The 12680-nt window shown below is 66.2% G+C and carries 10 protein-coding genes and 1 pseudogene; 5 read left to right on the top strand and 6 right to left on the bottom strand.

The features are described from left to right. Both ACX9NE_RS10515 and ACX9NE_RS10520 read right to left on the bottom strand, forming a co-directional pair. Positions 1–2205, bottom strand: a pseudogene (locus ACX9NE_RS10515) (S9 family peptidase); the annotation flags it as partial. Beyond that, on the bottom strand, positions 2202–3089 hold the full coding sequence (locus ACX9NE_RS10520) for a phosphoribosylaminoimidazolesuccinocarboxamide synthase (RefSeq protein WP_459361877.1): 888 nt from the start codon (positions 3087–3089) through the stop codon (positions 2202–2204). The gene ACX9NE_RS10520 and the pseudogene ACX9NE_RS10515, both read right to left, overlap by 4 nt. Positions 3090–3150: 61 nt before the next feature. Here ACX9NE_RS10520 and ACX9NE_RS10525 point away from each other — a divergent pair, with 61 nt between their 5' ends. Beyond that, positions 3151–3768 (top strand): hypothetical protein, encoded by a 618-nt coding sequence (locus ACX9NE_RS10525; protein WP_459361875.1) that lies wholly within the window; start codon positions 3151–3153, stop codon positions 3766–3768. Here ACX9NE_RS10525 and ACX9NE_RS10530 read toward each other — a convergent pair. The 3 genes from ACX9NE_RS10530 to purB all read right to left on the bottom strand — a co-directional run bounded on the left by ACX9NE_RS10530 (position 3690) and on the right by purB (position 6775). Further along, a complete protein-coding gene (locus ACX9NE_RS10530) occupies positions 3690–3947 on the bottom strand; it encodes a hypothetical protein (RefSeq protein WP_459377725.1) in 258 nt (85 codons plus the stop codon). The two genes, ACX9NE_RS10525 and ACX9NE_RS10530, sit on opposite strands and share 79 nt — an antisense overlap. A gap of 159 nt (positions 3948–4106) precedes the next feature. Then, positions 4107–5360: a cytochrome P450 gene (locus ACX9NE_RS10535; RefSeq protein WP_459361873.1), complete on the bottom strand. Its 1254-nt coding sequence runs from the start codon at positions 5358–5360 to the stop codon at positions 4107–4109. Beyond that, the gene (purB, locus tag ACX9NE_RS10540; RefSeq protein WP_459361871.1) at positions 5357–6775 is read right to left on the bottom strand and encodes an adenylosuccinate lyase; all 1419 of its coding nucleotides are present in this window, start codon (positions 6773–6775) and stop codon (positions 5357–5359) included. The genes ACX9NE_RS10535 and purB overlap by 4 nt, the downstream gene beginning before the upstream one ends. Before the next feature lie 198 nt (positions 6776–6973). On the opposite strand from purB, the gene ACX9NE_RS10545 reads away from it, so the two are divergent. Beyond that, positions 6974–7732: a DUF429 domain-containing protein gene (locus ACX9NE_RS10545; protein ID WP_459361870.1), complete on the top strand. Its 759-nt coding sequence runs from the start codon at positions 6974–6976 to the stop codon at positions 7730–7732. Here ACX9NE_RS10545 and ACX9NE_RS10550 read toward each other — a convergent pair. Further along, the gene (locus ACX9NE_RS10550; protein WP_459361869.1) at positions 7675–8334 is read right to left on the bottom strand and encodes a TetR/AcrR family transcriptional regulator; all 660 of its coding nucleotides are present in this window, start codon (positions 8332–8334) and stop codon (positions 7675–7677) included. The genes ACX9NE_RS10545 and ACX9NE_RS10550 overlap by 58 nt on opposite strands. A 55-nt stretch (positions 8335–8389) precedes the next feature. Between ACX9NE_RS10550 and ACX9NE_RS10555 the strand changes: the two genes are divergently transcribed. From ACX9NE_RS10555 to ACX9NE_RS10565, 3 genes are all read left to right on the top strand, one after another. Next, complete coding sequence (locus ACX9NE_RS10555) at positions 8390–9301, top strand: alpha/beta hydrolase (protein ID WP_459361906.1); 912 nt, start codon at positions 8390–8392, stop codon at positions 9299–9301. A gap of 60 nt (positions 9302–9361) precedes the next feature. After that, entirely contained in the window at positions 9362–10945 is a 1584-nt protein-coding gene (gene ggt, locus ACX9NE_RS10560) for a gamma-glutamyltransferase (RefSeq protein ID WP_459361868.1), read from the top strand. A gap of 140 nt (positions 10946–11085) precedes the next feature. Continuing rightward, the gene (locus ACX9NE_RS10565) at positions 11086–12588 is read left to right on the top strand and encodes a serine/threonine-protein kinase (RefSeq protein WP_459361867.1); all 1503 of its coding nucleotides are present in this window, start codon (positions 11086–11088) and stop codon (positions 12586–12588) included. The last annotated feature ends 92 nt before the right edge of the window (positions 12589–12680 follow it).

A 12680-nucleotide genomic window follows, 5' to 3' on the forward strand; every position in this document is an offset into this window, starting at 1 on the left:
ACTCGGGCGAGTTCAATTCGGGTGGCTTTAACATTGGCAAGCAGCTTTCCGGCTTCTGGCGCAGGAGCTGAGCCCCGACGACTATTTGCCCCGCCCTGCGCCGCTGCCACAACCGGCGGCGGCCAGCAACCACGAGTACTGAAAAGCGGTTTCCTTCCACCGTTCATAGCGCCCGCTGATGCCACCGTGCCCGGCGTTCATCTGGGTCTTCAACAGCACCGGGCTGCCGTCGGTGTTGGCGTGCCGCAACGCGGCGACCCACTTGGCGGGTTCGACGTAGTAGACCCGAGTGTCATTCAGCGACGTCATCGCCAGGATCGCGGGATAGTTCTTGGCCTCGACATTCTCGTACGGCGAGTAGGACTTCATGTAAGCGTATACGTCGCTGTCGGCCAACGGGTTTCCCCATTCGTCCCACTCGGTGACGGTCAGCGGCAGCGACGGATTCAGGATGGTGGTCAATGGGTCGACGAACGGCACCTGCGCCAGGATGCCGGCGAACAGTTCCGGCGCCATGTTGGCCACCGCGCCCATGAGGAGCCCGCCGGCGCTGCCCCCCAGTGCCACCAACTGCTGCGGACTGGTCAGCCCCGTGTCGACGAGATGCTCTGCCACCGCGATGAAGTCGGTGAACGTGTTTTTCTTCTCCAGCAGCTTGCCGTGCTCATACCATAACCGGCCCATCTCGCCACCGCCTCGGACATGGGCGATCACGAACACCATGCCCCGGTCCAGCAGGGACAGCCGGGCGATGGAAAACCTTGGATCCTCACAGATCTCGTAGGCGCCGTAACCGTAAATCAATGCAGGTGCCGGGAATTCGGTGCCCGCCTTGAAGACGATGGAGATGGGTACCCGGGCGCCGTCCGCTGCCTGGGCCCAGTCGCGCCGCTCCACGTAGTCCTCACGGCGGTAACCGCCCAGCACCGGCTGCTCCTTGAGCAGGGTGCGCTCGCCCGTGGTCAGGTCCATGTCGTAGATCCGGGCCGGCGTGACGAAGGATCCGGCTCCCACCCGCAGCTTCGGAGAGCGCCAGTTCGGGTTGGCCCCCAGTCCGGCCGACATCAGCTCGGAGTCGAACGAGATCTCCTGCGGATCAGCGTAATTGCCGTCAGAACCGAACGGCCACAGTTGAATTCGCGGGAGCGCTGCTCGCCGATAGCTGACCACCAGGTGGTCGGCGAACGCGTCCACGCCATCGAGGCGCACGTCGTCGCGGTGCGCGATCAGCAGGCGTTGCTGCGTCGGATCGGCCACCGGCGCCTCTACCAGTGTGAAGTTCACCGCGTCGTCGTTGTGCAGGATCAAGAACCGCTCATGGTCCCCCACCACCGCGTGCTCTAAGGAGTACTCGACGCCTTCACGACGCGGGAGCACCACCCTGAACTGAGCGTCGGGATCGGCGGCGTCGGCGTAACGCACCTCCGAGGTGACCGACGATCCGGCTGCGATCAGCATGTAGGCGTTGCTGCGGGTGCGGCCCACGCCCAGCCAGAACCGCTCGTCGGGTTCGTGATAGACCTGCTCCGGTGATCCGCCGGAACCGAGTCGGTACCGCCACACCGTGTCGGGACGCCAAGCCTCGTCCACCGTGCTGTAGTAGACGGTGCGGTTGTCGGCCGCCCAGGTCGCTCCCGCGCCGATGTCCCTGATCTCGTCGGGATAGCGCTCGGCGGTGCGTAAATCCTTGAACCGCAACGTGTATCGTTCGTCGCCTTTGATATCGACGGAGTAGGCCAGCAGATTGGCATCGATACTGACGCTGGCCGCTCCGAGGGCGAAGAAGTCGTGACCTTCAGCTTCGGCGTTCTCGTCGAGCAGTATCTGTTCACCCGGAATTTCCGTGTGCTCGTCGAACTGCGGCGGGCTCCAATCATCGGGATCGCTGACAGGGCAACGGCAGTGGACGCCGTACTGCTTTCCCTCGAAGGTGCGGGCGTAATACCACCACGCACCGCGCCGGGTCGGCACCGACAGGTCGGTCTCCTTGGTGCGCGACTTGATCTCGTCGAAGATCTGTTGCCGCAGCGGCTCGAGATGAGCGGTAGTGCGGTCCGTGTAATCGTTCTCGGCCTCGAGGTGGCCGATGACCTCGGGACTGTCCTTGTCCCGCAACCACTCATACGGGTCGATGAAGACGTCGCCGTGATGTTCGCGGCGTGTCTCCACGCGTTTGGCCGTGGGTGGCACCGACTCGCTCGTCATGCACCGATCCAGTCGCCGAAGCTCAGGCCCGAAATCCGTTCGTAGGCATCGATGTAACGCTCGCGGGTAGCATCGATGATGCCGTCGGGCAGTGGTGGTGGAGGTTCGGTGCCATGACGGTCCCAGCCGGATTCGGGGCTGGTGAGCCAGTTGCGGACGAACTGCTTGTCGAAGCTGTTCTGCACCACCCCGGGCCGGTATTCGTCGGCCGGCCAGTAGCGCGAGGAGTCGGGCGTGAAGATCTCGTCGGCCAGCAGGAGATTGCCGTTTCGATCCGTGCCGAATTCAAACTTGGTATCGGCGATGATGATTCCTCTGGTCAGGGCGTGGTCGGCGGCCTGCACGTAAATCTGCAGGGTGCGGTCACGGAGCTGGTTGGCCACCACTGCGCCGACCAGTTCGATCACCCGCTGGAAGGAGATGTTCTCGTCATGGCTGCCGAGCTCCGCTTTGGTCGCCGGGGTGAACAAGGGCTCGGCAAACTTGCTGGCCTCGACCAAGCCAGGAGGCAACGCGATACCGCAGACCTTTCCGGTCGCCTGATAGTCGAGCAACCCCGAACCGGTCAGGTAACCGCGGGCCACGCACTCCACCTCGAGCATCTTCAGCCGATGTACGACGAGCGCGCGGCCGAGTACCTCCTCGGGGATACGCGGGTCATCGGGTGGTCCGGCCAGATGATTCGAGGCGTCCACGAGTCCGAAGAAGAACACGCTCATCGCGGTCAGGATGCGGCCCTTGTCCGGAATCGTGCTGTCCAGGATGAAGTCGTACGCGGAGATCCGGTCGGTGGCGACCAACAGCAGGTGATCGTCATCGACACCGTAGATCTCGCGAACCTTGCCGCTGGCCAGATGCTGGTAATCCGACAATGGGGGTCGCATCGGGTCAGCCTATCGGGCGCGCCGGACCCATTCCGGGGTGAGCTGTGCTGGTATCACTGTTATGACGAGGTACCTGCCCTACTCCACCCGACCTTTCCGCCTCTTCGGTCAACTGATCAGCGATATCACCATTTCGCTGTGGACGGCGATCTGGGTGTTCGTCGGTATCGCCGTGCATGATGCGATCGCGACCATCGCCGAGGCGGGCCGTCAAGTCGAAACCGGTTCGAAGGATCTGGCCAACAATCTGGCCTCGGCGGGGCGCGGTGCGCACAACGTCCCGCTGTTGGGTGATGCGCTCGGTAAGCCTTTGGACGCCGCCAGCCAGGCGGCCCTGGATGTGGCGGGCGCGGGCCACAACCTCGATTACACGGCGAGCTGGCTGGCCTGGGTGCTGGCACTGGCGGTCGCGTCGCCGCCGATTCTCGCGGTGACCGTGCCGTGGCTGCTGCTGCGGTGGCGGTTCTTTCGGCGCAAGTGGGTGGTGACCGCGTTGGCGGCGACCGCATCCGGACAGCAACTGTTGGCGCTGCGCGCGTTAGCCAACCGCTCGCCTGCCAAACTGGCGGCGGTAAGCGCCGACCCGGTCGGCGGGTGGCGTCACGAGGACCCGATGGTGATCCGGGGGTTGGCCGCACTGGAACTGCGGGCCGCGGGCATCAGGTTACGGATGCCCTGACCAGTAGCGCCGGCTACGCCGGGCTGCGCAGCTTCAACAGCCCCCACACGACGACGATCACCCATGCCGTCGGCGCGACCCAGAAGAACACCAGCGAGACGGTTGCCCAGCGCCGGATTGGGCAGTTCGGCCGCAATCGCGGCCGTGGCCGCGGAGTACATGCCGAGGGGGAAGACCATGGCCCACCACACTCCGGCGAACTGCAGGCTGCCGGGTCGCGGCTGATCCTTTGCAGGCCGAAGTGGATCAGCGGTGGTATCCACAGTGTGGCGGTCACCCACGCGCAATCGACAATATTCCGGTCGCCATGACGGCGGCGAACACGTCGGGCGGCGGCCTCACTTACCCTCGTGCAGTTCCACGACCAGATGCCGGATGCCGGTGTGCCGGTTGCTGCGCGTCCACTCCGGTGGCTGCACCAGTGCAACGGCGCCGAACCGCGACAGCAGTTCCTCGTAGAGCACCCGGAGCTCCAGCCGGGCCAGGTTGGCACCCAGGCAGTAATGCACTCCCTGACCGAATCCCAAGTGCGGATTAGGTTTACGGGTGATGTCGAACTGTGCCGCGCGCTCGAAGACAGTGTCATCGCGATTGGCCGAGCCTTCCCAGATCTGCACTTTCTGGCCCGCCGCGATCGAGTGGCCGCCGAGGGTGACGTCGCGGGTGGCGGTGCGCCGCTTGGAGGGTGACGGCGAGGTCCACCGAATGATCTCCTCGATCGCTGTCGGCAACAACGTGAAATCGGAACGCAGCGCCTGCATTTGGTCCGGATGCTGGGCCAGCGCCAACAACCCGCCGGCGACCGCATTGCGCGTCGTTTCGGCCCCGGCGCTGAACAGCAGACTGAAGAACAGGTACACCTCGAGGTCGGACAACGCTTGCGATTCGCCCTCGTCGACCGTGGCGTTGGCGACCACCGACAACATGTCGTCGGTGGGGTGGGCGCGCTTGGCGGCGATCAACTCCTGCCCGTAGCTGAACATCCGCGACCCGGCCGCCTCGGCTTTCCCCAAGATCGACAGCTGCGACAGCGCCGCCTTGCGCGAGCCACCGAAGTCGAATTGCGGTTCGATAGCCTCGAAGAGCCAATGCCGTTCGCTCTCAGGCACTCCCAGCAGAATGCAGATCATCTGCATCGGCAGCTCGGCGGCGATGTCGACCAGGAAGTCGAACGGCTGCCCCGGCACCACGTCATTTAGCAGGCGACGCGCCCGGGTCCGCAGATCGTCCTCGACCCGGCGAACCATCCGTGCTGTGAGTCCGGAGCTGACCAGCCGCCGGATCTGCGAGTGCCGGGGGTCGTCCATCATGTTGAGCACTTGACCCGCGATGGCCAGATCCTGCAGCAGGGTGCCACCGAACGGGCGGGTGCCGCCGGTGACCGAGGAATAAGTCACCGGATCACGCAATACCTCAAGGGTTTCGGCGTGGGTGGCCACCGACCAGAAGCCTTCGCCATCGGGGGTGTTGTCGGTGGGTTCGTGCCAGAACACCGGCGCCTGGCGGCGGTGGACAGCGAACAACTCGTGCGGGAACCCGTTGGCGAAGTTGTCCAGATCGGTGAAATCGATGCTGGCAACGCCAAGAGTCACAGGATGGCCTCCGGCGTGTACTTGGCCGCCTCCGGATGGCGGCTCACCAGTTCGTCGACCTGGGCGGCCACCTCGTCGACCTGGTCACCGGCCGCGCCGACGAAGGCCTCCTTGTCGGCCAGTGCGGCGTCGAGCGCCTCCCGGTCCAGCGGCAGCCGCTCGTCGGCGGCCAACCGGTCCAGCAGATCGGGCTCGGCGCCGCGTTCCCGCATGGCCAGCGCGGTGGCCACCGCGTGCTCGCGGATCACGTGGTGCGCGGACTCGCGGCCCACACCAGCGCGCACGGCCGCGATCAGAACCTTGGTGGTCGCCAGGAACGGCAGATAGCGGTCCAGCTCGCGCTGGATCACCGCCGGGTACGCGCCGAACTCGTCGAGCACCGTCAGGAACGTCTCGATCTGCCCGTCGATGGCAAAGAAGCTGTCCGGCAACGCAACTCGACGCACCACAGAGCAGAAGACGTCGCCCTCGTTCCACTGCGCGCCGGCCAGTTCGGCGGCCATCGAGGCGTAGCCACGCAGCACCACCTGCAGCCCGTTGACCCGTTCGCAGCTGCGGGTGTTCATCTTGTGCGGCATCGCCGACGAGCCGACCTGACCTTCGGCGAACCCCTCGGTGACCAGCTCGTGCCCGGCCATCAACCGGATGGTGTGGGCCAGCGACGACGGTCCCGCGCCCAGCTGGACCAACGCGGAGATCACGTCGTGGTCCAGCGAACGCGGATATACCTGCCCGACGCTGTGCAATACCGTTGCGAATCCCAGAAATTCGGCCACCTGCTGCTCGAGCGCAGCCAGTTTGGCCGCATCGCCGTCGAGCAGATCGAGCATGTCCTGCGCGGTGCCCATCGGGCCCTTGATGCCGCGCAGCGGGTAGCGGTCGATCAGCTCCCGCAGCCTGGTCAAAGCGATCAGCGTCTCCTGCGCGGCCGAGGCGAACCGCTTGCCCAGGGTGGTGGCCTGGGCGGCGACGTTGTGGCTGCGCCCGGCCATCACCACGTCGCGGTAGCCGACCGCGCGCTCGGCAAGGCGTGCAACCACCGCCACTCCATGGGCGAAGACCAGCTCCAGCGACTGCCGGATCTGCAACTGCTCCACGTTTTCCGTCAGGTCGCGGCTGGTCATCCCTTTGTGCACGTGCTCATGGCCGGCCAGTGCGTTGAATTCTTCGATGCGGGCCTTGACGTCGTGGCGCAGCACCCGCTCGCGCGCCGCGATCGATGCCAGATCGACGTTGTCCAGCACCCGCTCGTAGTCGGCGATGGCTTGTTTTGGCACGTCCACCCCGAGTCCCGCCTGCGCGCGAAGCACCGCCAACCACAGCCGCCGTTCGGCCATCACCTTGGCCTCGGGCGACCAGATCGCCACCATCTCGGCGCTTGAGTACCGGCTGGCCAGCACGTTGGGAATGCTCACGAACACACAGCTTACGGTCGGTCCGAGGACGGGCCCATCGTCGACCGGCCACATCTCAACTGGCACAGCAGCCCCCCGATCAGGCGGCCCACACGCTGCCCGTCTCACAGCGACAAAGTATGGGTGTCGCCTTCAGGCGGGCACAGCGCGGCGCGCTCCCGGCAGAGATCGACGGTGCGGAAGTGACATGATGCCTTGATGTACTTCGCCGGCGTCGACCTGGCCTGGGCGGGGCGCAACCCGACCGGAGTTGCCGTCGTGGACGAAGAGGGTGCGCTCGTCCGCGTGGGCGCCGCCCGCTCCGACGACGACGTGCTCGCGGCCCTGCGCCCCGCCACGCGTGGCGACTGCGTGGTTGGCTTCGACGCGCCGCTGGTGGTGACCAATCCGGCCGGTCAACGTCCGGCGGAGTCCGCGCTCAATCGGGATTTCCGGAGATTCGAAGCCGGCGCGCATCCGGCCAACACCGGCAAACCGGAATTCGCCGACGGACCGCGAGCCGCACGCCTCGCGTACGCGCTGAACCTCAGCCTCGATCCGTACGCAGGGGTCACCCGGCGCGCACTCGAGGTGTATCCGCACGCCGCGACGGTGGCGCTGTTCCGGCTGCCCCGCACCCTGAAGTACAAGGCCAAGCCCGGCCGCGACGTCAGCCAGCTCAGGTCGGAGCTGCTGCGACTGATGGATCTCATCGAGACGCTGGCCGAGGCGCCAGTACCGCTACACGTGCGTGACCACCCCGAATGGGTCCGACTGCGCGAATCGGTATTGGCCGCCGGACGCAAAAGCGACCTGCGGCGCGCCGAAGATCCGGTGGATGCCGTGGTCTGCGCGTATGTGGCGCTGTATGCGCAGCGCCGCCCCGACCACATCACGATCTACGGTGACGCGGCGACCGGCTATATCGCCACGCCGTCGTTGCCCGCAGACGTGCTCACCACGTGTGCGGGCGGTTGATCGACGGGCGCCAGCACCTCGATCAAATCGATGACGGTCGCCATCGCGGCGGCGCGCGGATCCCGTCCTTCGACCAGCGCGGAGACCACTGATCCGTCGACGGCGCAGATCAGGGTGCACACCAATTCAATCTGGACCAACCGTCCCGACCTCTCGATGGCCTCAGCGACCGCCTCGGCCCGCTGCCGCAAGCTGCGCCGCATGCTCTCCCGCAAGGCGGGTAGGCGGGTACACGCGATGTGGCGTTCGTACCGGGATATCAGCTGCTCAGCGAGCCCAGGTCCGGATACGTCCCCCACCAGCAGATCGACCAGCACCTCAGCGGTGGTCTCGGGCCCGCGGCGCCGTCGGGACAGGCCATTGACCCGGGCCCGCAGCTGCGCCACCTCGATCATCCCGATATGTTCGACCGCGCGGGCGATCAGATCGTCGAGCGACGAGAAGTAATAGGTAGTAGACGCCAATGGCAGGCCGGCTCGCCGGGCAACCGCACGATGGCGCACCGCTTCGAACCCACCCTCGCCGAGCAGCTCGGCGGCAGCGCTCACCAACGCATACCGCCGACGTTCCCCCTTGGGAGTAACTGCTGCTGTCACGCCCACCCATGCTGCCAGCCAAAGTGGTACTGCATTGCCATTTTCGCGAAACGAACATGGCATGATGGCCCGCATGCCAGACATCAGCCGCCGCGCCGTGCTGCGTCTCGGCGCTGCCGCGGCATGCGGCGCGGGCGGCGCATATGCGCTCGACGTGCTGTTTCAGCCCCGAACCTCGGGAGCCGCGCCGGCTTCCTGGACTGGGACAAACGTTCCATTGGCGCCGGCACGACCACAGGATCCCGCACCCCCGGCCCAGGCCGCGCCGACCATGGTGACGGGCTCGTTCGTATCGGCTGCCCGGGGCGGGATATCGACCAGCTGGGCGATCGCGCGGCCGCCGGGTCAGACCAGGCCACTGCGCCCCGTCATCGCTCTGCACGGCAAAGGCAACGACGCGGCGACCGTGATGGCCGGCGGGGTCGAGCAAGGTCTGGCGCAAGCCGTCGATGCCGGGTTGCCGCCGTTTGCGGTGGTCGCCGTCGACGGTGGCGGCGGATATTGGCACAAGCGCGCGTCCGGCGATGACGCCGGTGCGATGGTGCTGGACGAACTGATCCCGATGCTGGGTGGCCACGATGTGGACACCTCGCGGGTCGGATTCCTGGGTTGGTCGATGGGTGGCTATGGGGCGTTGTTGCTCGGAGGCCGCCTCGGCGCGGGGCGCACCGCGGCAATCTGCGCCGTCAGTCCCGCGCTGTGGACGTCAGCCGGTGCCGCCGCGCCGGGCGCGTTCGACGGGCCTGAGGACTATGCGGCCAACTCGGTCTGGGGCATGCCGGCGTTGGGTTCCATCCCGATCAGGATCGATTGCGGCGACAGCGACCCCTTCTACTCGGCCACCAAGCAATTCATCGCTCAGCTGCCGAATCCTCCTGCGGGTGGTTTCTCACCGGGCGGTCACGACGGCGGCTTCTGGAGCTCACAACTGCCGGCCGAGTTGACGTGGATGGCTCCGATCCTCACGGCGTAGCGTTCGCCGCCGCTCTTCAAGACTGCGCCCGGCGGCCTTGTAGGCCGTTACGCTCCCCTGGTGAGCACACCATTCGGCTGGGATTTCCCCTACAGCTGGCCACGCACGCCCATGCTGGGCGCCAACGTCGTATGCACCTCCCAACCGCTGGCCGCTCAGGCCGGGATGACGATGCTCACCGCCGGCGGGAACGCGGTCGACGCGGCGATCGCCACCGCGATCACGCTCACCGTCGTCGAACCGGTGTCCAACGGAATCGGGTCGGATGCCTTCGCCATCGTCTGGGACGGCGCGCAACTGCACGGCCTCAACGCCTCGGGTCGCTCTCCCGCGGCTTGGACCCCGCAATACTTCGGCGATGAAGGGGTTCCGGCCGTCGGCTGGAATTCCGTCACGGTGCCCGGGGCCGTGTCGTCCTGGACGCAGTTACATGCCGGATTTGGCAAACTGCCTTTCGAGAGGCTGTTCGATCCCGCTATCTCCTACGCCCGCAACGGTTTTCTCGTCTCGCCGACCGTCGCCGCGCAGTGGGAAGCGCAGGTTCCGGTGTTCGCAGCCCAGCCGGGTTTCGCCGCCGCATTCCTGCCGGGTGGGCGCGCCCCCAGGGCCGGGGAGCTGTTCATGCTGCCCGAGCAAGCGGCGACGCTCGAGCAGATCGCATCATCCGGTGGCGAGGAGTTCTACCGCGGCACACTGGCCGAGCGGATGGAGGCGCATGCCAGCTCCAACGGCGGCGTGCTGCGAGCCACCGACCTGGCCGCGCACCGGGCCGATTGGGTTGACACGATCGCGGGTGATTACCGCGGCTACACCGTTCACGAGATTCCGCCGAACGGTCACGGTATCGTGGCGCTTATTGCGCTGGGAATCCTGGAGCATTTCGACTTGTCGTCGCTGGCAGTCGATTCCGCCGACAGTGTGCATCTGCAGATCGAGGCGTTGAAGTTGGCGTTCGCCGATGCGCAGGCCTACGTCGCGGACATCGACTACATGACGGTCGAGCCTGCCCAACTCCTCGACCGCGAGTATGTGAGGCAGCGGGCCGCGCTGATCGATCGCAAGCGGGCGATTCCGGCCTCGGCCGGAACGCCCAGGGGTGGAACGGTTTACCTGACCGCAGCGGATGCAGCGGGGATGATGGTGTCGATGATTCAATCGAACTACATGGGCTTCGGTTCGGGAGTGGTGGTGCCGGGCACCGGCATCGCGCTGCAGAATAGAGGATCGAATTTCGTTGCGACGCCCGGTCATCCAAATCAGGTCGGACCCAACAAGCGGCCCTATCACACGATAATCCCGGGCTTTGTGACAAAGGACGGGGCACCGGTTGCGAGTTTCGGGGTGATGGGCGGTCCGATGCAGCCGCAGGGACATGTACAGGTGCTGGTCCGCATCGTCGACTATGGTCAGAATCCGCAAACGGCTTGCGACGGCCCACGCTTTCGCTGGCTGGACGGCATGCAGGTGGCCTGCGAGAACGGGTTTCCACCGGCGACGCTCGACGACTTGCGCCAGCGTGGGCACGACCTGCTCAGCGTGGACGACTACAGTGCCTTCGGCAGCTGCCAGGCGATCTGGCGGCTGGAGGACGGGTACCTCGCGGCGAGCGACCCACGCCGCGATGGGCAGGCTGCAGTCGGGTGAGACCCGCTGCCGCGAAGATCACTTGACGGCAAGCTCACAGGAAATCATGAGTGAATTGGCGGCACAACGCCGCGTAGACTCAAGCGTGCATTCGAGGCGGTGCCGATGCGGCGCTCACCATTGTGATAACGGACGGTGCGATGACCCGCTCAGTTGATGAGGGGAACGGAATCGGTTTGAATGCCGGAGATGTGTTCGCCGGCTACACAATTGACCGCCTGCTCGGCCGAGGCGGAATGGGTCAGGTGTACCTCGCCCGGCATCCTCGCCTGCCGCGCCGCGAGGCGCTGAAGATCCTGAACAAGGACATTTCCGTCGACACGGCGTATCGCAAGCGCTTCATCAAAGAGGCGGATGTGGCTGCCGCACTGTGGCATCCGAACATCGTGCGCATCAATGACCGTGGCGAGTTCAGCGGTCAGCTGTGGCTGTCGATGGACTTCGTCGACGGAACCGACGCCGCGAGCTTGCTGCGCAAACGGTATCCGGCCGGCCTGCCCGCGAACCAGGTAGCCGCCATCGTCATGGCAATCGCGAGCGCGCTCGACCACGCCCATCGGCATCACGAGGTCCTGCACCGCGATGTCAGCCCGGCGAACATCCTGCTTGCCGCCCCGGGCACCGCCGAACAGCGGATCTTGCTGGCCGATTTCGGGATAGCGCGCAGCATCGATGACGTGGGTGGCCTGACCGCGACGAACATGACCATCGGCACTTTCCCTTACGCCGCCCCCGAACAGCTGACAGACGAACCAATCGACGGACGCGCCGACCAGTACGCGCTGGCGGCCACCGCCTACCACCTGCTCACCGGGTCCACCCTCTTCCCGCACACCAACCCCGCCGCCGTCATCAGCCGCCACCTCAGCACACCCCCTCCGGCACTGGCCGACACCCGCCCCGCCCTGCAGGGCTTCGACCCGGTGTTCGCGAAGGCCCTGGCCAAGAACCCGGCCGAGCGATACATCCGATGCAGTGACTTCGCCGACGCCTTCGTTCGCACCGCCCGCTGCGGCGAAGCAGAGACCAATTCGGTCTGCACCATGCCCAGAGCCGTCACGATCAGGACACCCGAGCACCCGAAGGCGGCCGCCGCGTCCGCCGCTACACCCCATCGCAGCCGCTGGCGCCTCGTGGCTACTGCAGCGGTGACCGCCCTCGCCGCGCTCGGCGCCGCCGACCACAATCCCGTCGTCGGTCGGCCCACGGCATCCCCGCAGCCGGCACACTCTTATGCGGCCGCGACGTTGGCGCCGCCACCGAAGGACGCCCCGGCGGCGGTCCCGGCCCCTGCGCCCGTTGTGCCTCGTGCGCCAGTCCCCGCCCCTGCGCCCGTTGTGCCTCGTGCGCCAGTCCCCGCCGCACTGCATCCCAAAACGCCCGCACCACAACGACCGCAACGGCCCACTGACCCGGACCAGACGTTCGTCAATACGTTGACCGGCATTCCAGGACTCACCGTCACCGACCCCGCCACAGCCGCCGCCACCGGCCGCGCGATCTGTAAGAGCATGCAAAACGGCGGAAGCCCCAATGACTCAGTCCAGGCGACGATGAGGAACAACTCGAGCCTCACCCCCGCTCAGGCTGCCGCGGGCGTCAACGCCGCCATCACGGTCTACTGCCCGCAATACTCGCACTAGGCGGCGCCCCGGCAAGATGAACTAAAGGTAAACTCATAGGAAACGGCAGGTGACTTCAGGGCAACGCACTGGGTAAACTTACGGGAGTGATT

The sequence above is a fragment of the Mycobacterium sp. ML4 genome (assembly GCF_054515735.1).

Coding starts and splice junctions, on each gene's coding strand:
- ACX9NE_RS10520 (WP_459361877.1), bottom strand. CDS start 3,089: ATGCGACCCCCATTGTCGGATTACCAGCATCTGGCCAGCGGCAAGGTT.
- ACX9NE_RS10545 (WP_459361870.1), top strand. CDS start 6,974: ATGTACTTCGCCGGCGTCGACCTGGCCTGGGCGGGGCGCAACCCGACC.
- ACX9NE_RS10530 (WP_459377725.1), bottom strand. CDS start 3,947: ATGGTCTTCCCCCTCGGCATGTACTCCGCGGCCACGGCCGCGATTGCG.
- ACX9NE_RS10555 (WP_459361906.1), top strand. CDS start 8,390: ATGATGGCCCGCATGCCAGACATCAGCCGCCGCGCCGTGCTGCGTCTC.
- ACX9NE_RS10525 (WP_459361875.1), top strand. CDS start 3,151: ATGACGAGGTACCTGCCCTACTCCACCCGACCTTTCCGCCTCTTCGGT.
- ACX9NE_RS10565 (WP_459361867.1), top strand. CDS start 11,086: ATGACCCGCTCAGTTGATGAGGGGAACGGAATCGGTTTGAATGCCGGA.